Raw genomic sequence first — 24094 nt, forward strand, 5'->3', positions numbered from 1 at the left:
TTTCTCGCGGAGTAACTTGTGATGCTGATAATCTTGTTGACTATCAGTCTGACTCCACAAGCACCCACACGAATTGCTTGATTCAGTTGTTAAAGAGCGGTTGGTTAAGAGCTTTCGTCTCAACCGAGGCGCGCATTCTACAGCAGCCTCACTTACTGTCAAGTGATTATTTTCAGAAGCTTTCAAAGTTTCTCGCAAGAAACATCAGCAACTTCAACCACTTGCGCTTCCGATCTCTCGTTAGCGGGAGGCGAATTCTACAGCGTTAGTCGCTGCTGTCAACACCTCTTTTTTCTCCGCTTTCGACCGAGAAGATCGAACCGTCAATAAGGCGATAACATCCTGCCTTATCAACTCCTTCTGGCTTCGATGAACTGAAGCGTAACCGCTGCCGAAAACTGCGTAACTCGTTGTTTGCCAAGGAGTTTTCCGTTTCGACTGCGCCGGAAGTGGGGCGAATTATAGACGTCCAGAATCTGCCGTCAACCCCTTATTACGCTTTTCTATCAGGATGTTCAAAATCCCTGCTTATATATAGACGCAACCGCAACGAATGCGCAGTATATTGCCCAACACATTACACACTACTCTCGTTTCTCACCTCGGACGATGCCACGCAATGAATGACCACCCCCGCAGTCTTGCCTCGACCCTGTTCTCGGTAGGCCTGCTCTTGATAGCCATGGCATCGATCCAGTCCGGAGCCTCCCTGGCCAAAAGCATGTTCCCGGTTATCGGCGCTCAAGGGACCACCACCCTGCGGCTGATCTTCGCCAGCGTGATCATGCTGCTGCTATTACGCCCATGGCGAGCGAAGCTCACCGCAAAGTCCCTGCGCACGGTAATTGTCTATGGGATGGCGCTGGGCGGCATGAACTTCCTCTTCTATATGTCCTTGAACACTGTCCCTCTGGGTATCGCGGTAGCCCTGGAGTTCACTGGCCCATTAGCGGTCGCTATTTATGCCTCACGTCGGGCGATCGACTTTCTGTGGATCACTCTGGCAGCCGTGGGTTTACTGCTGTTGATTCCGACTGGCGCCACGAGTGCAGGTATTGATCTGGTTGGCGCGGGTTATGCCCTTGGCGCCGGTGTCTGCTGGGCGTTGTACATTCTGTTCGGCCAGAAGGCCGGTGCCGACAATGGCGTGCAGACCGCCGCATTGGGCGTGATGATTGCTGCACTGTTCGTAGCCCCCATCGGTATCGTCCATGCTGGTGCTGCACTGTTGACCCCCTCGCTGATTCCCGTGGCCATCGGGGTCGCGATTCTGTCCACTGCCCTGCCCTACACCCTGGAGATGGTCGCCCTCACACGGATGCCGGCCCGGACCTTCGGCACATTGATGAGCATCGAACCCGCGTTCGGTGCGCTGTCCGGCCTGTTGTTCCTCCATGAATACCTTTCCCTGTCTCAGTGGATGGCAATCCTGTGCATCATTCTGGCGTCCATCGGCGCAACCATGACCATGGGGAGCACCGCCAAGCCCGCAGTTGCGGCGGATTGATACGAGATTTGACGAAGGTCTGGTATTTACCGCTCAATTAGGCCATGTTTAGGTCACGTAACTCAGTGTCAGACATGGACTTTTTCAGATAGGGATATCAGAACGCTTCAAGCAAAAGCGAATGCAGGCAGACCCGGGCACAAAGATCCGGAGCCTCAATAAGGACAGCAATGAAACGAATTTTGATACTGATCGCCGTGCTTGCAGTTGCGGGCTGCGCGGCGACCTCGAAAACCCAGATCAAACACGGCAAGAAAGGGCTGCATATCAACTGTTCCGGGCTGTCGTCCTCCTGGGACCAGTGCTACACCAGCGCTGCCAACTCGTGCGCGCCCAAGGGTTACAAGGTGATCGCCAAGTCAGGGGATGCGGTCGAAGAACCAGGAGATTATCCGTTTGGCCTTAACCCCGCCGGCTATACCAGCCGCAGTATGATCGTCATCTGCAAGTGATCCTCCAACCCTATCGGGCTTGCGTAGCCCGATAGGCGCCTCGCCCAGGATGCTGCTAACGTTCGTCAGTCACTGACCGTTCAGCAAAGGGCGACATCCATGACCACCGCTATCAATAACAAGAGAATCGTATTGGTCGTCGGCGCAGGCGATGCCACCGGCGGCGCCATCGCCAAGCGTTTTGCCCGGGAAGGCTACGTCGCCTGCGTCACACGTCGCAGCGCAGACAAACTTCAGCCACTGGTAGATGCCATCACGAACAGCGGCGGCGAGGCTCATGGCTTTGCCTGCGATGCGCGCAAAGAAGAGGACGTGATTGCGCTCATCGAGCAGATCGAAACCGAGATCGGCCCCATCGAAGCGTTCGTCTTCAATATCGGCGCCAATGTGCCGTGCAGTATTCTCGAAGAAACCGCTCGCAAGTATTTCAAGATCTGGGAAATGGCCTGTTTCTCAGGGTTTCTCAACGCTCGCGAAGTGGCCAAGCGCATGGTCACCCGCCAACGGGGCACGATCCTGTTCACCGGGGCCACCGCCGGTTTGCGCGGTGCCGCAGGTTTTGCTGCCTTCGCCGGCGCCAAGCACGGGATTCGCGCCCTGGCCCAAAGCATGGCCCGCGAACTGGGGCCGATGAACATCCACGTCGCCCATGTGGTGGTCGATGGTGCCATCGACACCGACTTTATTCGCGACAGTTTTCCGGAAAAATACGCGACCAAGGATCAGGACGGCATCCTCAATCCCGAGCACATCGCCGAAAACTATTGGTACTTACACAGCCAGCCACGGGACGCCTGGACGTTCGAGCTGGATCTGCGCCCCTGGAACGAACGCTGGTAAGCCTTCCCCTACGACAAAAAGAAGAGCACATCGACCATGAGCAAAACCGTGGAGTTCTTTTTCGACCTCGGCAGCCCCGCCACCTACCTGGCCTACACCCAACTGCCGAAAATCTGCGCGCAGACCGATAGTCAGCTGATCTACAAACCGATGCTGCTGGGCGGCGTCTTCAAAGCCACCGGCAACGCCTCCCCGGTGACCATTCCGGCCAAGGGTCGCTACATGTTTCAGGATCTGGACCGCTATGCCAAACGTTACGGTGTACCGCTGAAGTTCAACCCGCACTTCCCCATCAATACCCTGATGTTGATGCGCGCGGTCACGGGTATGCAATTACGTCATCCCGAACGCTTTCAGGCGTTTATCGATTGCCTGTTTCATGCCCTGTGGGTGGAAGGGCGCAGCCTCGATGATCCCGCGACCGTTGCCGCCGTGCTGACGCAAAACGGTTTCGATCCGAATGAAGTGCTGGCACTGACCGCCGACGAGAACGTCAAAGCCGCCCTCAAGAAAAACACCGAGGAAGCAGTACAACGCGGTGTATTCGGCGCACCGAGCATGTTTGTCGGGAATCAGCTGTTCTTTGGCCAGGATCGGCTGGACTTCGTCCTTGAAGCCCTGCGGGCACAATAGCCAGGCATGAGCCAGGCGCTGTTTCCAGCGCCTGAACTCAAGCCGATCAAATAGCCGCGGTCCGGGTGTTCAACCACTCAAGGGCCGCGCCATCGAGCAACGGGCTCAGGCGCTCGCGCACTTCGGCATGGTAGCCGTTGAACCACTGCTTTTCGTCTTCGGTCAGCAGCGACGGTTCCAGGCAGCGGGTGTCGATCGGGCACAGGGTCAGGGTTTCGAACCTCAGGAATTCACCGAACTCGCTCTTGCCCGCCTCGCGGTTCAATACCAGGTTCTCGATCCGCACACCCCAGCGGCCCGGACGGTAGGTGCCCGGTTCGATGGAAGTGATCATCCCTGGCTGCATTGCAGTTTGCGGCGCGGCTGCCGCCTGATAGGCGATCACTTGCGGGCCTTCGTGAACGTTGAGGAAGTAGCCGACGCCGTGACCGGTGCCATGACCGTAGTCGACACTTTCGGCCCAGATCGGTGCGCGGGCAATGGCGTCCAGCAATGGCGACAGAATGCCCCGCGGGAACTGCGCGCGGGAGAGTGCAATCACGCCTTTGAGTACGCGGGTGCAATCGCGCTTCTGCTCGTCAGTCGGCGTCCCCACCGGCACCATCCGCGTAATGTCGGTAGTGCCGCCGAGGTATTGGCCGCCGGAGTCGATCAGCAACAGGCCGTCACCCTCGATGACCGCATGCTCTTCTTCGGTGGCGTGGTAATGCGGCATCGCACCGTTGGCGTTAAACGCAGCAATGGTGTTGAAGCTCAGCGACACATAATCCGGGCGCCGGGTGCGGGCCGCGGTCAGGTGTTCGTCGATGGTCAGTTCGGTGATGCGCTCACGCCCCCATGCTGCCTCCAGCCAGGCGAAGAATTCGCACAGCGCCGCGCCATCCTGCTCCATGGCCCGACGGATGTGCTCGGCATCGGCCAGGCTTTTTTGTGACTTGGCCAGGGTGGTCGGGTTCAGGCCTTCGACCAGTTTCACATCACTGTTCAAGTTATCCAGCAGACCTGCCGTAACCCGCGCCGGATCGACTTGCAGGCTCGCGCCGCTTGGTATGGCGCGCAAGGCGGCGGCCACTTCGCTGTAATCGCGCAGGGTCACGCCGTCCTGTTCAAGGATGGCACGCAGCTCGGCGCTGACTTTGCTCAGGGTGACGAACAAGGTGGCCTGTTGCTGACTAATGAGCGCGAAAGACACAAACACCGGGTTGAACGACACATCGCCGCCGCGCAAGTTGAACAGCCAGGCGATGTCGTCGAGGGTGGCAATGAAATGCCAGTCGGCACCGCGCTCTTTCAACACGTCACGCAGCTGGGCGAGTTTTTCGCCACGGCTGACGGTCGCCTGAGGCGGTAAGTGTTGATAAATCGGCTCGTTCGGCAAGCTCGGGCGATCACTCCAGACTTCGCTCAGCAAATCGATGTCAGTGCGCAGACGTGCGCCGCGTTCTTGGAGTTTGCTGTTCAGGGTACGCGCCGACGCCACGGCCATCACCGCGCCATCGACTGCGACGACACCGCCTTCAGGCGTTTGCTCGGCCAGCCAATCAAGCGGGCCGGGTTGACCCGGTTGCAGCTTGACCAGCTCGATACCGCTGCCCTTGAGTTCCTTGCTCGCTTGTTCCCAATAGCGGCTGTCGGCCCAGACGCCGGCGAAATCCGGCGTGACGATCAGCGTGCCGACCGAGCCATGGAAACCCGACAGCCACTGCCGCCCCTGCCAATAGCCCGGCAGGTATTCCGACAGGTGCGGGTCGGCCGACGGCACCAACAGAGCATGAATGCCCTCCCGGCTCATCAGCTCGCGGGTTTGCGCCAGGCGCCGGGGTACCAATCCATTGATCGAAGGCTGCGTACTCATCGTGTCTCCTGCTAACCACTTCATCATTATTGTTGGATGCCGATCAGAGTCGGCGCTTAAGGACCTGTCGCCCAGAATGCCGGAGCACTGGCGGCGGCCGTTTTGATCAGGTGCGCAGCCTGGTCGATATCTTGCTCGGTGGTGAAACGCCCCAGGCTCAGGCGAATGGTGCGACTGGCCGAGCGCGCGTCATGCCCCAGCGCCAGCAGCACATGAGATGGTGCATTACTGGCGGAGTTGCAGGCCGACGTCGCGGAAAACGCGATCGAGGTGCTCAACGCCGCGGAATTGAACTCACCTTCGTTGAAGGTCAGGCTCAGGGTATGGGGAATGCGTTGGGTCGGACTGCCATTGACGCGAATACCGGAAATGCTCAGCAGCTGATCGAGCAAGCGTTCACGCAGGCGCACGATGGTGGCTTTTTCTTCATCGAACAATGCGGCCGCCAGTGCGAAAGCGGCGCCCATGGCTGCGATCTGGTGCGTTGCCAGAGTACCGGAACGCAACCCGCCCTCATGGCCGCCACCGTGGATCTGCGCCTGCAGGCGCTGTTGCGCACGGGGCCCGACGCACAGCGCGCCGATGCCTTTGGGGCCGTAGACCTTATGCGCCGAGAACGACATCAGATCCACCGGCCACCGGGCCAGGTCGATCGCTACTTTGCCCGCGCCCTGAGCCGCGTCAACGTGGAACAACGCATCGCGATCACGCACCACCTGGCCGATGGCCGGGATGTCGTTGACGGTGCCCAGTTCGTTATTGACCAGCATCAGCGACACCAGAAAGGTGTCTTCGCGCATCGCCTCGCTGACTGCTTGCGGAGTTATCAGGCCTTCGGCATCGGGCACCAGATACGTCACGGCAACGCCGGCATCCTGCAATTGTTTGGCGGTGTCGAGAATTGCCTTGTGTTCAATCTGGCTGGTGATGATATGTCCGCCGGACACACCGCGGGCCTGGGTAACGCCCTTGAGTGCCAGGTTGTTGGATTCGGTGGCTCCGGAGGTCCAGACGATCTGCTCGGCCTGGGCGCCCACCAGTTCGGCGACCTGGCGCCGTGCGTGCTCGACCGATTGCCGGGCCTGTTGACCGAAGGCATGGGAGCTGGACGCTGGATTGCCGAAGTTACCCGTGAAGCCCAGACACTCAACCATCACCTTGATGACCCGCTCATCCACCGGCGTGGTGGCGGCGTAGTCGAAATACAACGGACGTTTATTCATAGAAGACTCGCAGAGCGTGTTCCGGGATCAGGAAGCTCGTCACTGGAAATATCAAAGCGCCGCCTTATGAGCGGCGCCGAATTTGCAGAACGATAGCAATACCTGATCGGAGGCCGTTAAAGAAGAACAACTTCATTTAAAAGTGCGTAGGAACGCTCCTGAAGTCGAGCTTAACAGGCATCGGGCAACCGGTTGAAGCAATGCGTCAGCTAAAACTTTCAAGCAACAACGGATACATGGAAGCCACCAGCAACAAGGCCATGCCCCAGTTGAACAGGCGTAGCCAGCGGCGATCGCGCAGCACATTGCGCAACAGCGTGCCACAACCAGCCCACACACCGACGCTCGGCAGGTTGATCAGAGCGAAGACCGCGGCAATCACAATCACATTGGTGAAATAGCCCTGCATCGGCGTGTAGGTGCTGATGGCACCGATGGCCATGATCCAGGCCTTGGGGTTGACCCATTGAAACGCCGCCGCGCCCAAATAACTGATCGGCTTGCCCTCGCCCTGCTCACCCTCGGCGACCGGCCCGGAATGCGCAATCTTCCAGGCCAGGTACAGCAAATACGCCGCGCCGACATAACGCAGCACGGTGTAAAGCAGTGGATAGGTTTGAAACACTGTGCCCAGGCCGAAACCAACGGCCACCACCAACACGAAGAAGCCGCAGGTAATGCCCAGCATGTGAGGGATGGTGCGGCTAAAGCCGAAATTCACGCCCGAGGCCAGCAACATCGTGTTGTTCGGGCCGGGGGTGATCGAGGTGACAAGGGCGAACAGGGCAAAGCCCAGCAGCAGGTCGAGCGAGAGCATGGGGGGGCAGTCCATCAGAGTCAGTCAGGTGTTGACCCTATCGCACGCCTTGAGGGAAACCCATGGACAGTTGCGTGAAAGTTCGAGCAGTACAGTTGTCGCTCAGCTTTGGCGACCGTGCAGCTGTACTGTGCGCTCGGCGTTCATCTCGCCTTGCTTGTCAAAACTGATCGATTTGGTCGGCTGACCGAGCAATTCGGCTTTCTTCGCGTGGTACTCCTCGAAGGACAAGCCCCGACGGTTCAAGGCTTCCAGCGCCAGTTCCCGGGTTTCTTCAGCGGTGTAGGGGCGTAGTTCCGGTGAAACATGACTGGCACATCCGGCGAGGACGGAAACGGCGAGCAACAGAAAAGTGGTGAGTAGAGTTTTCATTTCGAAAGTCCGGATAGCTGGGTTCGGGGCAATGAACACAGGCTACCGGCGCGCCCCGACGGGCAGAAATCAATGCTCTCGATAGTGGGTATCGGGAATTGGTGAACTGGCAGTGAACAAGCGTCGCGCCACGGAGAACCCGTCGATCCAGGTTCTTACCGCTGATGCACCAAATTACAGTGCAGCGCGTTGTCGTGACTGCGGCTACTCGTCGGGCACTCGGTTGTGGCGAAGGGGTTGACCTATAGTTATCCGACCGGAAAACGGCGAAGGAACACCTTAACTCCATAACAATAAAGGGAGAACCGTCATGAGCGTCAAACCTATTCCAGAGGGTTACCACAGCATCACCCCTTATCTGGGCATTCAGAAAGCTGCCGAAGCCATCGACTTCTACAAGAAAGCCTTTGGCGCCACCGAAGTCATGCGTCTGGCCATGCCCGACGGCGGCATCGGGCACGCCGAACTGCGTATCGGCGATAGCCCGATCATGCTGGGCACACCCTGTGACCAGGGGCCCTTGAGCAACCCGGACAAATCGCCGTCCGTGGGCCTGCATTTGTATGTGAACGATGTGGACAAGTCCTATAAACAGGCCATCGATGCCGGTGCCACAGTGGTGTCCGAGGTCAAGGATCAGTTTTATGGCGACCGCACGGGGACCTTGAAGGATCCCTATGGGCATGTGTGGTTTCTGGCCACGCGCAAGGAGGATCTGACGCAGGAACAGATCGAACAGCGGGCGAAGGAGATGTTCAAGCAGGGTTGATAGCTTCGGTATGTGATCAGCCCCCATCGCGAGCAGGCTCGCGATGGGGGCATCACATTCAACATCAATATTGGCTGTTCCCACACAGCGCAGAAACACGAAACATTTACTTTCATATCCCCTTTCGGGATTTCCGATGCTCATACGTCTTATTTAGATGCAGCTGGTCGCGTAGGCAAAAGCCACGACCGGGCCTTTCATGGACCTCAACGCTGGGAAGCCCGCAGCAGAGGTCCTCTCATCGAAACAAGACCTTTAATCATGTCGAAGAAATCCCGCTCAAAACTCTGGTTTCTGGTCCATAGCTGGCTGGCCCTGCCCATCTGGTTCTTTGTATTGATCGTCTGTGTGACCGGCACATTGGCGGTGGTCAGTCAGGAAATCGTCTGGCTGGCCAACCCGCAAATGCGCGCCAGCCCGCCTTCGGACGACGCGCCGCTGCTCAGCTATGACCAGATCATCGCCGCCATCAAAAAGGCCGAGCCCCAAACGCTGGTCGAAAGTATCAACCGTCCCGACGAGTCGCATTTCGCCCTGGACGTAAAGGTCAGTTACCCGGACGGACGCTCGGTGACGGTCTATGTGAACCCCTACAGCGGGGCGATTCAGGGCACCGCTCCACCCTTCAACTTCCAGGCCTTCACTCGCGCGCTGCATGGCTGGTGGCTGGTGCCATTCACCAACGGCTACAGCTGGGGCTGGTATCTGGTGTCGTTCCTCGGCTTGCCGATGCTGGCTTCACTGGTGACGGGGCTCGTGGTCTACAAACGGTTCTGGAAAGGCTTCTTGCGACCGACCCTGCGCATTCGTCATGGCGCGCGGATTTTCTGGGGCGACTTTCACCGGCTCAGCGGCATCTGGTCGATCTGGTTCATTGCGGTGATTTCCGTCACCAGCACCTGGTTCATGATTGAAGCGATCCTGTTCGATAACCATATTTCGATTTCCACCGCGCCGGTCGCCCCCGTCGTCCCGCGTGAGAGCGTGCCGCTCACCGTCGATGGCGCACCGGCGCCGATGATCAGCCTGGAAAGCGCGATCCGCGAGGCCAAGGAACGCATTCCCGGTCTGGAAGACAGCTCTGTCAGCCTGCCCGCGAATGCCTATAGCCATCTTTTGGTGAGCGGGCGCAGTTGGTACCCGTTGATCTACCAGAGCGCCGAGGTCAACCCTTACACCGGTGACATTTCCACCACGCGCCTGCTGTCGGATCGTTCGGGTCTGGAGCTGGTGACCGAATCCATGCGTCCGCTGCACACCGGCGATTTCGGCGGTATCTGGATCAAGCTGATCTGGTTCTTCTTCGGCCTGATCCTGAGCATGATGGTCCTCAGTGGCCTGTTGATCTGGACCAAACGCACCGCCCTGGCCACGGCCAATGCCCTCAAGCGCAGCAACAAGCGTCCACGGGCTGCGCTGACCGGCCAGCCCGCACCGGCCATGAGCCGCGAAGCCACGGAGGGCAGCCGATGAGCCAGGTCGCAGCAGAAAAACCGCGCTCGCCGCTAAGCCGCTTCTGGCACACATGGCGCTTCCACATCAACGTGCTGCTGTTGCTGGTGCCGCTGGGGTTCATGCCCAAATACTTCGCCGACGCAGCGCTGTTTCGCGGAGACACCGGCCTGGGTGAGCGTGAAGTCGGTGAAATTCAGGTCGGCCCCTGGAGCCTGCGACTGGCTGAATTGCGCAACGCAGCCCCGGTATCCGATGGCCCGGCCGGCTACTTGAAGTCCTTCAATGCTGCGCTCTGCGACAGTTGTCGCGATCAGGTCAAGGCGACTTACCTGCGCATTGGCAAACCGCGCAGCCTGCGCGCAGCCGGGGTGATTTTCTTCGGCACGCCATACCACATGGGCGCCGCGCTACCGGTACCCGAAAAGACCAAAAACGATGCTGAGCTGTGGATCACCATGGAAGGCTGGGACGGCGCCATGCATCAAGCCTCCATCCCCCTGAGCCAGGCGTCCCCGGCCACCGTCGCATGGCTGAACAGACAAGGAGGCAAACCATGACCAGCGTTTTTCGCCCCGTTTTACTGGTGCTCTGCACCGTCTTCAGCACCAGCGCCCTGGCCCACAACCCGATGTGCGAGTGCAAGGCCATCGACGCCGAACAGATCCGTTGCACCGGTGGTTTCTCCGACGGCAGCGGCGCGCCGGGCGTGACCCTGGATGTGATCGGCTACGACGAAACCATTCTGGTGCCAGGCAAGCTCGGCGCCGACTCGACCCTGACGTTCAAGAAGCCCGGCGCTGAATTCTACGTGCTGTTCGACGCCGGTCCCGGCCACGTGGTCGAGATCGACCAAGCCGACATCGAGGCGCCCTGAGCATGACCACGCCAACCACCCAAATGGTGCGCCCGGCCGGAGCCGGCCATGAAACCCTCTATGTGTTGCTGTTGTGCCTGATGATTCTGGCGGTGGCCGGTTCGGTAGTCGCCTGGCGCGGCGAGTCCCGGGAAATGAGCAGCGTCGGCAGCCATCAACTGGATGCCCGCCGCGACCTGAGCGCATCCGAGCAAGGTATTTACGCAGACCTACGGGTCACGCTGGATGAAATCCACCTGTTGCGCGAGGAACAACAAGCACTGCCCACACCCGCCACCCTCGCCGAGGAGGGTTTCGCGCCGTTTGCCCAGGACGCCAGCGCTGTCAGCCGCGGTGATCATGCCTGGCAATTGCTGGACGCCAAGGCGTATTTCGGCCAGAGCCAGGCACCCACCGTGGCCGGCTCTTTCCTGATGCGTTTGACCGCTGACGACGATGCGCCAGACGTCTGGCTCAACCGCTCCAAAGCCCTCGCGCCCCCGGCTGATCTGACTGACGCCGCACTCGAAAGCGCCGGCTGGCAGCAGATCGTCGCGCAATTCGATGCCGGGGTCACCCGCCAGCATCGGCACTGAACCCTCGCCCACACCCGAGAGAAGACCGCTTTCCCATGCCTAGTTCATCTCAACGTCGTTTTTTGCGCCTGCTGCTGGTCGGCCTGCTTGCCTGTTTGCTGACGCCTCTGGCCAGTGCCGACGAAGCCAAGCGCCTGCGCATCGGCATCACCCTGCACCCTTATTACAGCTACGTGGCCAATATCGTCGGCGACAAGGCCGAAGTGGTGCCGTTGATCCCGGCCGGTTTCAACCCGCACGCCTATGAGCCCCGCGCCGAGGACATCAAACGCATCAGCGGGCTCGACGTGATCGTGCTCAACGGTGTGGGCCATGACGACTTCGCCGACCGCATGATCGCCGCCAGCGAAACCCCGAATATCAAAGTGATCGAAGCCAACGAAAATGTGCCGCTGCTGGCCGCCACCGGTGTCGCCGCTCGCGGTGCCGGTAAAGTGGTCAACCCGCACACGTTCTTGTCGATCAGCGCTTCGATTGCCCAGGTCAACAACATTGCCCGCGAGTTGGGCAAGCTCGACCCGGCCAACGCTAAAACCTACACCCAGAATGCCCGCGCCTACGGTAAGCGCCTGCGGCAGATGCGCGCCGATGCCCTGGCCAAACTGACCCAGGCGCCGAACGCCGAGCTGCGCGTGGCCACGGTCCATGCCGCCTACGACTATCTGCTGCGCGAGTTCGGCCTGGAAGTCACCGCCGTGGTCGAGCCGGCCCACGGCATCGAACCCAGCCCCAGCCAGCTGAAAAAAACCATCGATCAACTGCGGGAGCTGGACGTGAAAGTGATCTTCTCGGAGATGGATTTCCCCTCCACCTACGTCGAGACCATCCAGCGTGAGTCCGGGGTGAAGCTGTATCCGCTGTCGCACATTTCCTATGGCGAATACACCGCCGACAAGTACGAAAAGGAAATGACCGGCAACCTCAATACCGTGGTTCGGGCGATTCAGGAGTCCGGCGCATGACCGCTCAAGAAACCCTGACCGTACAAAGCGCCGGCCCGACCCTCGACTTCGCCGAAGTCAGCCTGACGCTGGGGCGCACGACCATCCTCGACAACGTAACTTTTCAGGTCCGGCCCGGCAGCGTGCATGCCCTGGTCGGCCCCAACGGTGGCGGCAAGAGTTCGCTGATCAAGACCCTGCTCGGGCAGATGCCGCATCAGGGCCGTTTGAGCCTGCAATGGCCCGGCGAACCCGGGACGATCGGCTACGTGCCGCAAGCGCTGGAGTTTGATCGCGGTTTGCCAATGACCGTCGACGACTTCATGGCGGCCATGTGTCAGCGACGCCCGGCGTTTCTCGGCTTGAGCAAGCATTACGCAACGGCCATTGGCGAGGCGCTGGAACGGGTCGGCATGCAGGACAAACGCAAACGGCGCATGGGCGCGCTGTCCGGCGGCGAACGCCAGCGGGTTTTGTTGGCCCAAGGGCTGATTCCGGCGCCACAGTTGCTGGTGCTCGATGAACCGATGTCGGCGCTCGATGAGGCCGGTATCCAAGTGTTCGAACGGCTGCTGGGCGATTGGCGCCAGAGCGGCATCACCGTGCTGTGGATCGAGCATGATCTGGAAGCGGTCGGGCGTCTGGCGGACCGGGTCACCGGGCTCAATCGTCGGGTGTTGTTCGATGCCACGCCGAAACAGGCGCTGACCCCGGAGCGACTGCTGACCTTGTTCTCGACCCATCCCCGGAGCGCTGCCTGATGAGCTACGAAGCCTTTCGTTTGATGGTCCAGGGTTGGGCCTCGTCGGGTTACCTGCCGGAAGCGCTGGCCTATGGATTTGTGGTCAACGCCCTGCTCGCTGGATTACTGATCGGCCCGGTGCTGGGCGGTTTGGGCACGCTGGTGGTGGTCAAGCGCTTCGCGTTTTTTTCCGAAGCGGTGGGTCACGCGGCGTTGACTGGCGTGGCCATCGGCATTCTGCTCGGTGAACCTTACACCGGGCCTTATGGCAGCCTGTTCGGTTACTGTCTGCTGTTCGGGATTTTGCTGAACTACCTGCGCAACCGCACGGGTCTGGCGCCGGATACGTTGATCGGCGTGTTTCTGTCGGTGTCGTTGGCACTGGGCGCAAGCCTGCTGTTGATCCTGGCGGGCAAGATCAATGTGCACATTCTGGAAAACGTGCTGTTCGGCTCGGTACTGACGGTCAACGGCAACGACCTGCTGGTGTTGGCCATCGTCGGCTCGCTGGTCATGGCACTGGCCCTACCGCTGTACAACCGCATCATGCTCGCCAGTTTCAACCCGCAACTGGCGGCGGTACGTGGCGTGGCGGTGAAAACCCTGGACTACCTGTTCGTGATCCTGGTGACGCTGATCACGGTGGCAGCGGTGAAAGTCATCGGCGCGATTCTGGTCGGCGCCCTGCTGGTGATTCCAGCGGCGGCCGCGCGGTTGCTCAGCCAGTCGTTGAAGGGTTTTTTCTGGTGTTCGGTGCTGATTGCCACGGTGAGCACCTTGTGCGGAATTCTCGCGCCGATTGTCTTTGACCTGCCCATCCCGTCCGGTGCCGCGATCATTCTGGTGGCCGGTATCGCCTTCGCCCTGGCCGCGATCGCTCGCGGCATCGTCCCCAGCCTGAAAGGGAACCTCGGATAAATGTGTTTTTCTCTGCGTCAACTGACCCTGGCATTGACCTTCACATTGCCCCTGTGCGGTCTGGCCAATACTTGCGCTGCGGCGGACAGCGCCAAACCGCTGCACGTGCTGGCGTCCTTGCCGATCACCTATGGTCTGGGCGAAGTGTTGCTCAAAGGCACCGAAGTCAAACTGGAACGGGCCGCGCCGGTCAATCTCCCCGGCAGCCGACAGACCGCCTATTTCACCGGTCGTGGCGCTCCGGCGCTGGCCAAGCTGGCGACCGACGCCGATGCCGTGATTGGTCTGCGTTCCCTGTGGGCGGATGATCCGCTGTACCCGATATCCCGGCGCAGCAATATTCGTATCGTCGAAGTCGACGCCGCCCGCCCGGTGGACGGCGCCCTTCCCGGCATCGCCGTGCAGCCCGGCAGCAAGGTCGACGGGTTGAATAGCCAGCCGTGGCTTTCCAGCAACAACATGGGGCGCATGGCAGACGTGATGGCGGCGGACCTGGTGCGCCTGGCGCCGGCGGCCAAACCGACCATCGAGGCCAATCTCGCAGCGCTCAAGCAGCGCCTGCTCAAGCTCAGTGCCGACAGCGAAGCGCGGCTGGCCAGTGCCGATAACCTGAGCGTGATGAGCCTGAGCGATCATTTCGGCTACCTGATCGGCGGCCTCAACCTGGAGCTGATCGGCCTCGATGCACGGCCGGATGCCGAGTGGACGCCTGAAGCGCTCAAGCAGTTGAGCGCGACGCTCAAGGACCATGACGTGGCGGTGGTGTTGCATCATCGACAGCCGTCGGAGGCGGTGAAAGCGGCGATCTCGCAGGCAGGCAGTCGGTTGGTGGTGTTGAGTGTCGATGCGGCGGATCCGGTGGCCGAGCTGGAAGGGAATGTGGATCAAGTGATCAAGGGGTTGAGCGGGGCATAACGTCAGTTAAACCCGCGATGGCAGCCGCGCAGACAACAGAGATTTCAAACGTGAAAAACCCGCTGACCGTCACCGGTTCAGCGGGTTTCTTTTTGCGCGGCGACTCAGTGAGCCACGGCCGCCTGCTCTTCCATTTTCTGGCGCAGGCTCAGTGGACGCATGTCAGTCCAGACCTCTTCGATGTAGGCCAGGCATTCCTTTTTCAGGCCGCTCTTGCCCACGGTGCGCCAGCCTTGTGGCACGGCTTTGTAGTCGGGCCAGATCGAGTATTGCTCTTCGTGGTTGACCACGACCTGAAAGAGGATGTCCTCGCGGTCGAATACTGACGTCATGCTGTCTCTCCATCGCTATAGGGTGGGCTGCACACCGTGCGCAGCCGTTATGTAGAAGGAACGTTAAAGGCGCAGAAAAATTTAGAGGCTGGCGACGGCTGCGGCCATGGCCCTGCCGAAAATGTCGGCCACCCGATCGATTTCGGCGGCGGTGATCACCAACGGCGGCAGAAAACGCACGACACCGCCGTGACGCCCGCCCAGCTCGAGGATTAACCCGCGTTTGAGGCATTCGCGCTGCACCAACGCCGCCAGACGACCGAATACCGGTGGATGGCCTTGAGCGTCCGGCGCACCAGCCGGGTCGACCAGTTCAACGCCCAGCATCAAGCCACGTCCGCGAATGTCGCCCAGCTGCGGGAAGTCCCGCTGCAGGATGTGCAGGTGTTCGCTCAAGCGCTCGCCCATGGTGGCGGCGTGCTCGCAAACCTTGTGTTCGGTCAGGTAGCGCATCACCGCAGAGCCTGCGGCCATGGCCATCTGATTACCGCGGAAGGTTCCGGCATGGGCGCCCGGCAGCCAAGTATCGAGCCAGTCGCGATAGACCACCACCGCCAGCGGCAGGCTGCCGCCGATGGCCTTGGACATCACCACCACATCCGGAATGATTCCGGCGTGCTCGAAGGCGAACATCTTGCCGGTGCGGGCAAAGCCGCTCTGGATTTCATCGACGATCAGCGCCACGCCGGCCTGCTCGGTGATGCGCCGCAAACCGCGCAGCCAGTCGAGATCGGCCGGAATCACCCCGCCCTCGCCCTGCACCACTTCGACGATCACCGCAGCCGGCAGTTGCACGCCAGCCTCTGGATCGTTCAGCAGGTTCTCCAGGTAACTCAGGTTCACCTGCACTCCCTGCGCGCCACCGAGCCCGAACGGGCAACGGTAATCGTAGGGATACGGCATGAACTGCACGCCATTGCCGAGCAAGGCACCCAACGGCTTTTTCGGTCCCAGACTGCCCATCAGGCTCAGCGCGCCCTGACTCATGCCGTGGTAACCGCCCTGGAACGACAAGACGGTGCTGCGCCCGGTGGCGGTACGCACCAGCTTCAGCGCGGCTTCCACCGCATCGGTGCCAGTGGGGCCACAGAACTGAATCTTCACTTCAGCGGCCAATGCCGGCGGCAGCAGGCCGAACAGGTCCTGGACAAACCGGTCCTTGACCGGCGTGGTCAGGTCGAGGGTGTGCAGCGGCAGTTCATCGCTCAGCACTTGCTGGATCGCTTCGATCACCACCGGATGGTTGTGCCCCAGGGCCAGGGTTCCGGCACCGGCCAGGCAATCGATGAAACAGCGGCCTTCGACGTCTTCGACATAAATGCCCTTGGCACGCTTGAGTGCCAGGGGTATGCGTCGCGGGTAGCTGCGGGCGTTCGATTCCTGTTGGCTCTGACGGGCCAGCAGCGGCGACTCGTTGAACTGATAAAGCGTCTCGGCAGGCGTCGGGGCAATCCGGGCCGGCTGATCTTCGATAAGGCTGGTAGCGACTGACATCTCTCGACCCCTGTTGATAGTGACCAAAACTGCACACCGGGCAGGTGCGCATTCCGTTCACGGGGCGCACTTGCAGGTTTTCCTGTTCTGGAAACGCATCAAGGGCTCGAGGATTTAGACCCTCGATCAGCTTTCTATGGAGGTGGCGGCAGCGCCTTGTGCATGGGAATGGCGTGGAGCCCTGCCACCGTGAAAGCTTCGGCGCAAGCCCGGTAACCCAGGCGGTGGTAAAACGCTTCGCCGGTGCGCGTGCTGTTGAGACGTGCCTGGGGCAAACCCTGAGCGATCAACCACGTCTCCAGATCATGCACCAGCGCTTGTCCGGCGCCCCGTCGAAACCATTCCGGTTGCACGTAACAAAACGCAACCTTGCCGCTGATCGCCGCCATGGCGACGCCGACCGGTTTGTCTTGCAACAGAGCGATGTTCAGGTACAACCGCGGGTCGTTCAGCCAGGGCTGCACGTGTTCGATGGTTTTGTTGTGGGTCCAGGTGGCGACGGTTCGCGGGTCGTTACGGTGGTCGAGCGCGCAGCCGACGCGAATGGAGCGCTCGACGATCCGGCTGATGATGCCGGCGTCGGCAGACGTTGCCTTGCAGATGTGTATCGATGCAGTCATGGCGCTGTTACCTCAATCCATTGAGTCAAAGCTGCCGGGGACGATAACGCCATGGGGGCCGGGAGGCCAACGGAGAGACGTTACATTTGGTGTGCGACGACATAGACACCCTGTAGGAGCGGTGTCTGTTAGACAGGTTGCAACGGCATCGTCAATTCAACCCGCAAGCCATCCGGCCGGCTGTCGAAATGCAGGGTACAGCCGCAGCGCTGGACGATGGCCTGGACAATCGCCAGGCCGAGGCCGCAACCGGTGCTCTGGCCGTTGCGCCAGAAGCGTTGGGTCAGGTGTTGCAAGTCGTCTTCGGCAATTCCCGGACCGTGGTCGCGCACCAGAAAGTGCACGCGATTGCCATTGGTTTCCAGGCTCAGCTCCACCGCCCTATCGCCCGGTGTATGGCGCAGGGCGTTGTCGAGCAAGTTGCGTAATGCAGCAATCGACAGCACTGCGGGCATTTGCAGCGGCGCATCGGAGAATCTGGCCGGCACCTGAAACTTGATCCGCTGACGATCGCCGCTGGCGGCATCCTGAATCGCCAGTTTCGCCACCTGCTCGGCGCTGCACTGCACGCCATCATCGAACGACAAGCTGCCCTCGACACGCGCCAGCAGCAGCAATTGTTCAAGGGTACGGTGCAGGCGGTCAGCGCCCTCTTCAGCCCGGGCCAGGGACTGATCCCGCGCGGCACCGTCGGTCATGCGCGCCACTTGCAGATGGGTTTTGATCGCAGTCAGCGGGCTACGCAATTCGTGCGCCGCATCACCGGTCAGGCGCCGTTCACGCTCGATGGTCTTGCCGATGCGCTGGAACAACTGATTCTGGGTTTCCAGCAGCGGTTGCAATTCGCTGGGCAACGGCTGGATCTGCAATGGCTCCAGAGAATCGGCGCTACGCCGCATCAACGCATCGCGCATACGATTGAGCGGTGCCAGCCCCTGACCGATGCCGAGCCACAACAGGCACAGGCAGCCAAGCAGCGCCACGCCGACGGGCACCGAAGCCGCCAGCAGAATGGACATGTTCAGCGCTTCACGCTCGATCTGCCGGTCGGCGGTGGTGATGCGCACATCGCCCCGCGCCAGGGTGAAACTGCGCCATGGCGCGCCGTCGATAATCTGATCGTGGAAGCCCATTTTCTCGGCTTCCAGCGCTTGCTCGGGGTTGCTGTGGCTGCGGGCCAGAATCTCGCCGCGCAACGAGCTGACCTGACAGGCCATGCCGCCAGGGATATTCAGTTGTTCAGCGCTGAAATGGGTGCCCTCGCCCTTGCTCGGCAATGCCGGCAGTTGCTCCAGTAACCCGGCGACCATCCGCGCCGAGGCTACCAGCCGCTGGTCGAGGGAAAACATCATCTGGTTGCGCAGATCACTGAGCATCCAGGCGGCGGCCAGGGCCCAGATCAGCGCAAATGCGGCGCCGAGGGTCAGGCTCAGACGCAAACGCAGGCTCATCACTTCGTTTCTTCTCCGCCATCGGCCGGCCCCAGGCGATAGCCCAGGCCACGCACCGTCTCGACAATGCCATTGCCGAGTTTACGCCGCAGGTGATGGATATGGACGTTAAGGGCGTTGCTTTCCAGCTCATCGTTGAAACCGTAGACGCTGTCTTTCAGTTGCTCGGTTGAGAGTACGCGACCACGGTTGTGCAGCAAGGCTTGCAACAGCGATTGCTCGCGACGGGAAAGGTCCACCGGCTGGCCGCCCAGCATGGTTTCGCGGCTGCTCGGATCGTAGGTCAAACGACCGTGCTCGATCAGGTTGACGCTGCGCCCCGCCACTCGTCGCAGCAAGGTGTGCAGGCGCGCTGCCAGTTCGCGCAGGTCAAAAGGCTTGAGCAAGTAATCGTCGGCCCCGGCCTGCAAACCGTCGACGCGATCGGTGACCGAATCCCGCGCCGTGAGAATCAACACCGGAATCTCCAGGCCACTGTGACGCAACTGCTGCAACAGCTTCAGGCCATCCTCATCGGGAAGGCCAAGGTCGAGCACCATGACATCGAACTCAGCCACCTTGAGCATCGCCCGGGCAGCCGACGCGGTGGCGACGTGCTCGACGGTCAGGCCTTGCGCGGTCAGGCCGGCAACAATACCGCTGGCGATCAGCTCATCGTCTTCGCAAACCAGTACATGCATGGGAGCCCCCAGGACAAAAAAGCGAGTGAAGCAGCTGAGGATTAAGCCGCAATTATGGCAAGGCCCGCCGCTGACGAGAAGCAGCGCTTCCCACGCAGGCGTCGCGATCGCAAATCGACGAAGTTGAACGTGAAGTTTGCTGTTAATGCATGGCCGGACGCCTGCGAACATGTCGTTTCAAACCGAAACATATTCCATCCTGAAAACATGACAACAGCCTAAAACATCACGCTACCCTAGCACGGCTCCACGCCAGGCCAATAACTGCCTGGAAGAAAGTCATTAAAGACCCGAACCCTACTTAATTATCTGAAAGGAATCAGATCATGCCGACACTTAAAAACATCGTGACCGTCGATTGGCGTTCAGGCAAAGACAAGATCTACTTCATCTTCAAAGACACCGATACTTATTCCCGCTTTGATATTCCCGGTAACAAGGTCTCTGATGGATACCCCTGGCCGATTAAAGGAAACTGGGGGACGTTGGAAAACCACATGAAAAACCTGCGGTTTGGATTTACGACCACGGGCATAACGCTTGATCGTCCCATGGACTCTTCTGACCTCGATATCCTTTGGCTTTTCTATTACGAGCGCACTACGCCGATGGTCTGCGCCTACAATCAGGATACCGATGCGGTGATGCAGACCCGCAAGGTTGAAGACACTAAATGGAAGCTGCTGTTGCCTCACTTTGATCGAATCGTTGCAGGGACATGGTGGCAAGTAAGTCGCCCCTCACTCTTTCGATTCATCATGAATGACGGGAACTCCCTCTATCTGGATCTGGATGAGGATCCCAACCGGGACCACGGTTATATCGGTGGCAAACTTGACGACGACCTCCCTCCCCCTGTTGTGACCCCGGTCCAGTCACTGAGGACAGAGCCCATTACAGAGGCTACCTGGCCCGGTCTTGCTCCCTACAAAGACCGGATCATTACGGCTGTGCAAAACGATCGGACTTTCGCCGACAGTTATTACTATATCTTTCTGACTGACAATCAGTTTCTGACTTATAACATTCCGAAAAATCGCCTGGTTTCCGGTCCGCATGTGGTTGATAGCCAATCCTGGCCAGGCCTGTTGCGCAACTGAAGTTTCAAGCCGTAGTGACTACCTCCTGACGGGTCGAGCAGGCGGTACCGGCGGCGGTTAATCATCGGTTAATCGCCGCCACCCATTGTGCAGTCAACTTGCACAGGGATAAGGCTTACCCATGCGTCGACTGTTTCTATTTTTTGTTCTCTTGATCTCGGGTGTGGCCCAGGCAGGGATAAATCCGTTCGACACCAAACCTGAATTCTTGCCAGTGGAAAAGGCCTTTGCCTTTACCTCCGAACGCCTCGAATCAGGTGAAACACAGCTCTATTGGCAGATTACGGACGGTTATTACCTTTATCAGAAGCGCCTGAATTTCGAAGGTTTGTCTGCGCAACAGCAGCCGGTATTACCGGAAGGCGAAGCACACAGCGATGAGTTCTTCGGCGAACAGGAGGTTTATCGCCAAGGCCTGGAGCTGAAGATTCCGGCGGGAACCACCGGTCAGATCAAGGTGGGTTTCCAGGGGTGTGCCGATGCCGGTTTGTGTTATCCGCCGCAAACCCAGATCGTGGACCTGGGCGGCAAGGCTACTGCATCTGCGGCCAGCGAAGCACCGGACCAAGCCTTGGCCAGCAGCCTGCAACAACGCGCGCTGGGCTGGAGCTTGTTGGTGTTCTTTGGTCTGGGCCTGTTGCTGGCCTTCACCCCTTGCTCGTTGCCGATGCTGCCGATTCTGGCGGGGTTGATCGTTGGCAGTGGTGCCACGCCCAAACGCGGTTTTGCCCTCGCCGGCAGTTATGTGATCAGCATGGCGCTGGTGTATGCGGCGATGGGTGTTCTGGCGGCGTCGCTCGGCGCGAACCTTCAAGCTCTGCTGCAGAATCAATGGCTGTTGGGCAGCTTTGCGGCGGTGTTCGTGCTGCTGGCCTTGCCGATGTTCGGTTTTTTTGAACTGCAATTGCCGGTGGCCGTACGGGATCGGCTGGAACATGTTTCACGCAGCCAGCGCGGTGGCAACCTGATCGGTGCCGGTGTGCTGGGGGCCTTGTCCGGTCTGTTGGTGGGACCGTGCATGACTGCCCCATTGGCCGGCGCCCTGCTCTATATCGCCCAGAGCGGCAATGCGCTGCACGGAGGGTTGATTCTGTTCGCCCTGGGCGTTGGCATCGGTGTGCCGCTGTTGCTGCTGGTGACCGTCGGCAATCGCTTCCTGCCTAAACCTGGCGCCTGGATGAACCTGCTCAAGGGTGTGTTCGGTTTCCTGTTTCTCGCCACGGCTTTGCTGATGCTGCGCCCGGTGCTGGATGAATCGCTGTGGCTCGGTATGTGTGGCGGTTTGCTGCTGATCGCCGCCTACAGCGCCTGGAAGCAGTCCCAGGGATTTGGCCGCGTGGCCCACCTGTTCGGCGCCAGTTCGCTGCTCTTGGGTTTATGGGGCAGCCTGCTGGTGGTCGGTGCGGCGGGCGGCAGTGACGATCCGTATCAGCCGTTGCAGGTGTACAGCGCCGGTCGTACCGGCGCTATCTCGCCGAGCGCTCACGATGCATTCACGACGATCAAGGAGCCCGCGGCCCTGCAACGTGAGCTCGATGCGGCCAGGGCCCAGGGCCAATGGGTGCTGCTGGACTACTACGCCGACTGGTGTGTGTCGTGCAAAGTCATGGAAAAACAGGTCTTCGGCAAACCCCAGGTGCTGGATGCGCTGAGCGATGTGCGCTTGCTACGGCTGGACGTCACCGCCGACAATGCCGCCAGCCGCGAACTGCTCGGCCGTTATAAAGTGCCGGGGCCGCCGAGCCTGTTGTGGATCGGCACCGACGGCGAAGAGCGTCGCAGCCAGCGCATCACCGGCGAGGTCGATGCCGACACTTTCCTGCAACGCTGGACCACCACCCGAGACGCTCGTTAATGCTGACCTTCACCCTCGGCACCTTTGCCATCGCGCTTAACCACTTGCTGCTGATCAGTGCCCTGGCGCTGGCGACGTTTGTCGGCTGGCGGGTGGCCAAGCGTGGCGGCGAGAACCCGGAATCGGTGCTGTTCAGCCTGTTCCTGTTGGGCATGTTGGCGGCCCGGGTCGGCTTCGTGATTGCCTACTGGGCACAGTATCGCAACGATCCGTGGCAGATCATCGACCTGCGCGACGGTGGTTTTCTCGCCTGGCCGGGGGTCGTCGTGCTCTTGCTGGCTGCGTTGTACCGAGGCTGGCGTCAACCGGGCCTGCGTCGGCCATTGGGCTTTGGCGTGGCCAGCGGTCTGGCGTTCTGGCTGCTGGCGAGTTTCTCCCTGAGTCTTTACGAACAAGGCACGCGCCTGCCGCAGATCACCCTGCGCAATGCCGCCGGCCAGACCATCCAACTCAGCGACTACCAGGGCGGCCCGTTGGTCATCAATCTCTGGGCCACCTGGTGCCCGCCGTGCCGCCGGGAAATGCCGGTGCTGGAAAACGCCCAGCAACAGCGCCCGGACTTGACCTTCCTGTTCGTCAACCAGAGCGAAAGCATGCAGAGCGTTGCCACTTTCCTCGAAACCCAGGGCCTGAGCCTGACCAACGTGCTGTTCGATGGCAGCGGTCGATTGAGCCAGGCCGTGGGTTCCATGGCATTGCCGACTACGCTGTTCTATAGCCCCAACGGGTATCTGTTGGGCAGTCACCTGGGTGAGTTGTCGGAAGCCAGCCTGGCCCGCGCCCTGGAACACTTCGACACCCCGAACCCGGCCACCTCGGCCACGCCTTCAAGGAAATTGCCATGCTCCGCCTCCGCCACCTGCTGACACTGACCCTGGGTGCCGCCCTGCTGCACCTGCCGTCGGTACAGGCCGAAGAACTGCCTGAAGCGATCAAGAAGATCGAAGCCAAGGGCGCCAAAATCGTCGGTACCTTCGACGCGCCCGACGGCCTGCGCGGTTACGCGGCGCAGTACCAGAACCGCGGCATGACGCTGTACCTGACCCCGGACGGCAAACATGTGCTGCTCGGCAATCTGTACGACGCCGACGGCAATGACCTGAGCAGCGCACCGTTGCAGAAACTGGTCTACGCGCCGATGGCCAAGGAAGTCTGGGGCAAGATGGAAGCAAGCAGCTGGATCGGTGACGGCAATAAGGACGCACCACGGGTCGTCTACCTGTTCAGCGACCCGAACTGCCCCTACTGCAACATGTTCTGGGAACAGGCACGGCCGTGGGTCCAGGCCGGCAAGGTGCAGCTGCGGCACATCATGGTCGGCATCATTCGCGAAGACAGTCCGGGCAAATCCGCCGCGCTGCTGGCCGCCAAGGACCCGCAGAAAGCCCTGGAGGAACACGAGAAATCCGGCAAGGGCAGCTCGCTCAAGGCGTTGAAAGACGTACCACCGGCGGTTCAGGCGAAACTGGCGGCGAACATGAAGTTGATGGAAGACCTGGAACTGGCCGCCACTCCGGCGATTTTCTACATGGATGAAAAGGGCCAGTTGCAACAACAGCAAGGCGCGCCATCGCCGGACAAGTTGCTGAAGATTCTCGGGCCCAAATAAAGATCAAGAGATCGCAGCCTTCGGCAGTTCCTGCATGAGACCGGTGTAGGAGCTACCGAAGGTCG

26 protein-coding genes are annotated in these 24094 nt (G+C 60.3%); 17 read left to right on the plus strand and 9 right to left on the minus strand.

Features of this window, described 5'->3' with window-relative positions; all coding sequences use genetic code 11:
• The first annotated feature begins 619 nt into the window (after window positions 1-619).
• The 4 genes from rhtA to PSH69_RS21075 all read left to right on the plus strand — a co-directional run bounded on the left by rhtA (window position 620) and on the right by PSH69_RS21075 (window position 3432).
• On the plus strand, window positions 620-1507 hold the full coding sequence (gene rhtA / locus PSH69_RS21060; protein WP_305409711.1) for a threonine/homoserine exporter RhtA: 888 nt from the start codon (window positions 620-622) through the stop codon (window positions 1505-1507).
• A 170-nt stretch (window positions 1508-1677) separates the two neighbouring features.
• On the plus strand, window positions 1678-1959 hold the full coding sequence (locus PSH69_RS21065) for a hypothetical protein (RefSeq protein WP_018929955.1): 282 nt from the start codon (window positions 1678-1680) through the stop codon (window positions 1957-1959).
• Between the two features lie 99 nt (window positions 1960-2058).
• The gene (locus tag PSH69_RS21070; protein ID WP_305409712.1) at window positions 2059-2799 is read left to right on the plus strand and encodes an SDR family oxidoreductase; all 741 of its coding nucleotides are present in this window, start codon (window positions 2059-2061) and stop codon (window positions 2797-2799) included.
• Between the two features lie 36 nt (window positions 2800-2835).
• A complete protein-coding gene (locus PSH69_RS21075) occupies window positions 2836-3432 on the plus strand; it encodes a 2-hydroxychromene-2-carboxylate isomerase (protein ID WP_204124618.1) in 597 nt (198 codons plus the stop codon).
• 46 nt (window positions 3433-3478) lie between these two features.
• Here the strand turns inward: PSH69_RS21075 and PSH69_RS21080 are convergent, their stop codons facing one another.
• The 4 genes from PSH69_RS21080 to PSH69_RS21095 all read right to left on the minus strand — a co-directional run bounded on the left by PSH69_RS21080 (window position 3479) and on the right by PSH69_RS21095 (window position 7699).
• Window positions 3479-5287, minus strand: coding sequence for an aminopeptidase P family protein (locus tag PSH69_RS21080; RefSeq protein ID WP_305409713.1), 1809 nt, complete (start codon window positions 5285-5287; stop codon window positions 3479-3481).
• A 56-nt stretch (window positions 5288-5343) separates the two neighbouring features.
• Complete coding sequence (locus PSH69_RS21085; protein ID WP_305409714.1) at window positions 5344-6510, minus strand: cysteine desulfurase family protein; 1167 nt, start codon at window positions 6508-6510, stop codon at window positions 5344-5346.
• 205 nt (window positions 6511-6715) lie between these two features.
• Window positions 6716-7327: a LysE family translocator gene (locus tag PSH69_RS21090; RefSeq protein ID WP_019582476.1), complete on the minus strand. Its 612-nt coding sequence runs from the start codon at window positions 7325-7327 to the stop codon at window positions 6716-6718.
• A gap of 102 nt (window positions 7328-7429) precedes the next feature.
• Entirely contained in the window at window positions 7430-7699 is a 270-nt protein-coding gene (locus tag PSH69_RS21095) for a hypothetical protein (RefSeq protein WP_192379612.1), read from the minus strand.
• 310 nt (window positions 7700-8009) lie between these two features.
• Between PSH69_RS21095 and PSH69_RS21100 the strand changes: the two genes are divergently transcribed.
• The 9 genes from PSH69_RS21100 to PSH69_RS21140 all read left to right on the plus strand — a co-directional run bounded on the left by PSH69_RS21100 (window position 8010) and on the right by PSH69_RS21140 (window position 14888).
• On the plus strand, window positions 8010-8468 hold the full coding sequence (locus PSH69_RS21100) for a VOC family protein (protein WP_019582478.1): 459 nt from the start codon (window positions 8010-8012) through the stop codon (window positions 8466-8468).
• Window positions 8469-8729: 261 nt separating this feature from the next.
• Window positions 8730-9941: a PepSY domain-containing protein gene (locus PSH69_RS21105; RefSeq protein ID WP_305409715.1), complete on the plus strand. Its 1212-nt coding sequence runs from the start codon at window positions 8730-8732 to the stop codon at window positions 9939-9941.
• The gene (locus PSH69_RS21110) at window positions 9938-10480 is read left to right on the plus strand and encodes a hypothetical protein (protein WP_018929964.1); all 543 of its coding nucleotides are present in this window, start codon (window positions 9938-9940) and stop codon (window positions 10478-10480) included. The genes PSH69_RS21105 and PSH69_RS21110 overlap by 4 nt, the downstream gene beginning before the upstream one ends.
• A complete protein-coding gene (locus PSH69_RS21115) occupies window positions 10477-10797 on the plus strand; it encodes a hypothetical protein (RefSeq protein WP_138867065.1) in 321 nt (106 codons plus the stop codon). Before PSH69_RS21110 ends, PSH69_RS21115 begins: the two co-directional genes overlap by 4 nt.
• Before the next feature lie 2 nt (window positions 10798-10799).
• Entirely contained in the window at window positions 10800-11372 is a 573-nt protein-coding gene (locus PSH69_RS21120) for a DUF6162 family protein (RefSeq protein ID WP_305409716.1), read from the plus strand.
• A 35-nt stretch (window positions 11373-11407) separates the two neighbouring features.
• Window positions 11408-12334: a metal ABC transporter substrate-binding protein gene (locus PSH69_RS21125; protein WP_019582483.1), complete on the plus strand. Its 927-nt coding sequence runs from the start codon at window positions 11408-11410 to the stop codon at window positions 12332-12334.
• Window positions 12331-13074: a metal ABC transporter ATP-binding protein gene (locus PSH69_RS21130; RefSeq protein WP_019650594.1), complete on the plus strand. Its 744-nt coding sequence runs from the start codon at window positions 12331-12333 to the stop codon at window positions 13072-13074. The genes PSH69_RS21125 and PSH69_RS21130 overlap by 4 nt, the downstream gene beginning before the upstream one ends.
• The gene (locus PSH69_RS21135; RefSeq protein WP_007906536.1) at window positions 13074-13973 is read left to right on the plus strand and encodes a metal ABC transporter permease; all 900 of its coding nucleotides are present in this window, start codon (window positions 13074-13076) and stop codon (window positions 13971-13973) included. Before PSH69_RS21130 ends, PSH69_RS21135 begins: the two co-directional genes overlap by 1 nt.
• Entirely contained in the window at window positions 13974-14888 is a 915-nt protein-coding gene (locus PSH69_RS21140) for a metal ABC transporter solute-binding protein, Zn/Mn family (protein WP_305409717.1), read from the plus strand.
• A gap of 104 nt (window positions 14889-14992) precedes the next feature.
• On the opposite strand, the gene PSH69_RS21145 is transcribed toward PSH69_RS21140, so the two are convergent.
• The 5 genes from PSH69_RS21145 to PSH69_RS21165 form a co-directional block, all read right to left on the minus strand.
• The gene (locus tag PSH69_RS21145; protein WP_007934245.1) at window positions 14993-15220 is read right to left on the minus strand and encodes an MbtH family protein; all 228 of its coding nucleotides are present in this window, start codon (window positions 15218-15220) and stop codon (window positions 14993-14995) included.
• A gap of 81 nt (window positions 15221-15301) precedes the next feature.
• Entirely contained in the window at window positions 15302-16714 is a 1413-nt protein-coding gene (locus PSH69_RS21150) for an aspartate aminotransferase family protein (protein WP_138867062.1), read from the minus strand.
• A 134-nt stretch (window positions 16715-16848) separates the two neighbouring features.
• On the minus strand, window positions 16849-17334 hold the full coding sequence (locus tag PSH69_RS21155; RefSeq protein WP_305409718.1) for a GNAT family N-acetyltransferase: 486 nt from the start codon (window positions 17332-17334) through the stop codon (window positions 16849-16851).
• A gap of 128 nt (window positions 17335-17462) precedes the next feature.
• Window positions 17463-18788 (minus strand): ATP-binding protein, encoded by a 1326-nt coding sequence (locus tag PSH69_RS21160; protein ID WP_026286707.1) that lies wholly within the window; start codon window positions 18786-18788, stop codon window positions 17463-17465.
• Window positions 18785-19465: a response regulator gene (locus PSH69_RS21165; protein ID WP_305409719.1), complete on the minus strand. Its 681-nt coding sequence runs from the start codon at window positions 19463-19465 to the stop codon at window positions 18785-18787. Before PSH69_RS21165 ends, PSH69_RS21160 begins: the two co-directional genes overlap by 4 nt.
• 326 nt (window positions 19466-19791) lie before the next feature.
• Here PSH69_RS21165 and PSH69_RS21170 point away from each other — a divergent pair, with 326 nt between their 5' ends.
• The 4 genes from PSH69_RS21170 to dsbG all read left to right on the plus strand — a co-directional run bounded on the left by PSH69_RS21170 (window position 19792) and on the right by dsbG (window position 24029).
• Window positions 19792-20565, plus strand: coding sequence for a hypothetical protein (locus tag PSH69_RS21170; RefSeq protein WP_305409720.1), 774 nt, complete (start codon window positions 19792-19794; stop codon window positions 20563-20565).
• Between the two features lie 121 nt (window positions 20566-20686).
• Window positions 20687-22420 carry a protein-disulfide reductase DsbD gene (dsbD, locus tag PSH69_RS21175; RefSeq protein WP_305409721.1) on the plus strand — a complete coding sequence of 578 codons (1734 nt, stop codon included), beginning with the start codon at window positions 20687-20689 and terminating at the stop codon, window positions 22418-22420.
• Entirely contained in the window at window positions 22420-23286 is an 867-nt protein-coding gene (locus PSH69_RS21180; protein ID WP_138867058.1) for a TlpA disulfide reductase family protein, read from the plus strand. The genes dsbD and PSH69_RS21180 overlap by 1 nt, the downstream gene beginning before the upstream one ends.
• Window positions 23262-24029 carry a thiol:disulfide interchange protein DsbG gene (gene dsbG / locus PSH69_RS21185; protein WP_018929978.1) on the plus strand — a complete coding sequence of 256 codons (768 nt, stop codon included), beginning with the start codon at window positions 23262-23264 and terminating at the stop codon, window positions 24027-24029. Before PSH69_RS21180 ends, dsbG begins: the two co-directional genes overlap by 25 nt.
• Window positions 24030-24094: the final 65 nt, after the last annotated feature.

It is taken from the genome of Pseudomonas sp. FP1740, from assembly GCF_030687165.1.
GTDB lineage: Bacteria > Pseudomonadota > Gammaproteobacteria > Pseudomonadales > Pseudomonadaceae > Aquipseudomonas.

Coding starts and splice junctions, on each gene's coding strand:
- rhtA (WP_305409711.1), top strand. CDS start 620: ATGAATGACCACCCCCGCAGTCTTGCCTCGACCCTGTTCTCGGTAGGC.
- PSH69_RS21065 (WP_018929955.1), top strand. CDS start 1,678: ATGAAACGAATTTTGATACTGATCGCCGTGCTTGCAGTTGCGGGCTGC.
- PSH69_RS21070 (WP_305409712.1), top strand. CDS start 2,059: ATGACCACCGCTATCAATAACAAGAGAATCGTATTGGTCGTCGGCGCA.
- PSH69_RS21075 (WP_204124618.1), top strand. CDS start 2,836: ATGAGCAAAACCGTGGAGTTCTTTTTCGACCTCGGCAGCCCCGCCACC.
- PSH69_RS21080 (WP_305409713.1), bottom strand. CDS start 5,287: ATGAGTACGCAGCCTTCGATCAATGGATTGGTACCCCGGCGCCTGGCG.
- PSH69_RS21085 (WP_305409714.1), bottom strand. CDS start 6,510: ATGAATAAACGTCCGTTGTATTTCGACTACGCCGCCACCACGCCGGTG.
- PSH69_RS21090 (WP_019582476.1), bottom strand. CDS start 7,327: ATGCTCTCGCTCGACCTGCTGCTGGGCTTTGCCCTGTTCGCCCTTGTC.
- PSH69_RS21095 (WP_192379612.1), bottom strand. CDS start 7,699: ATGAAAACTCTACTCACCACTTTTCTGTTGCTCGCCGTTTCCGTCCTC.
- PSH69_RS21100 (WP_019582478.1), top strand. CDS start 8,010: ATGAGCGTCAAACCTATTCCAGAGGGTTACCACAGCATCACCCCTTAT.
- PSH69_RS21105 (WP_305409715.1), top strand. CDS start 8,730: ATGTCGAAGAAATCCCGCTCAAAACTCTGGTTTCTGGTCCATAGCTGG.
- PSH69_RS21110 (WP_018929964.1), top strand. CDS start 9,938: ATGAGCCAGGTCGCAGCAGAAAAACCGCGCTCGCCGCTAAGCCGCTTC.
- PSH69_RS21115 (WP_138867065.1), top strand. CDS start 10,477: ATGACCAGCGTTTTTCGCCCCGTTTTACTGGTGCTCTGCACCGTCTTC.
- PSH69_RS21120 (WP_305409716.1), top strand. CDS start 10,800: ATGACCACGCCAACCACCCAAATGGTGCGCCCGGCCGGAGCCGGCCAT.
- PSH69_RS21125 (WP_019582483.1), top strand. CDS start 11,408: ATGCCTAGTTCATCTCAACGTCGTTTTTTGCGCCTGCTGCTGGTCGGC.
- PSH69_RS21130 (WP_019650594.1), top strand. CDS start 12,331: ATGACCGCTCAAGAAACCCTGACCGTACAAAGCGCCGGCCCGACCCTC.
- PSH69_RS21135 (WP_007906536.1), top strand. CDS start 13,074: ATGAGCTACGAAGCCTTTCGTTTGATGGTCCAGGGTTGGGCCTCGTCG.
- PSH69_RS21140 (WP_305409717.1), top strand. CDS start 13,974: ATGTGTTTTTCTCTGCGTCAACTGACCCTGGCATTGACCTTCACATTG.
- PSH69_RS21145 (WP_007934245.1), bottom strand. CDS start 15,220: ATGACGTCAGTATTCGACCGCGAGGACATCCTCTTTCAGGTCGTGGTC.
- PSH69_RS21150 (WP_138867062.1), bottom strand. CDS start 16,714: ATGTCAGTCGCTACCAGCCTTATCGAAGATCAGCCGGCCCGGATTGCC.
- PSH69_RS21155 (WP_305409718.1), bottom strand. CDS start 17,334: ATGACTGCATCGATACACATCTGCAAGGCAACGTCTGCCGACGCCGGC.
- PSH69_RS21165 (WP_305409719.1), bottom strand. CDS start 19,465: ATGCATGTACTGGTTTGCGAAGACGATGAGCTGATCGCCAGCGGTATT.
- PSH69_RS21170 (WP_305409720.1), top strand. CDS start 19,792: ATGCCGACACTTAAAAACATCGTGACCGTCGATTGGCGTTCAGGCAAA.
- dsbD (WP_305409721.1), top strand. CDS start 20,687: ATGCGTCGACTGTTTCTATTTTTTGTTCTCTTGATCTCGGGTGTGGCC.
- PSH69_RS21180 (WP_138867058.1), top strand. CDS start 22,420: ATGCTGACCTTCACCCTCGGCACCTTTGCCATCGCGCTTAACCACTTG.
- dsbG (WP_018929978.1), top strand. CDS start 23,262: ATGCTCCGCCTCCGCCACCTGCTGACACTGACCCTGGGTGCCGCCCTG.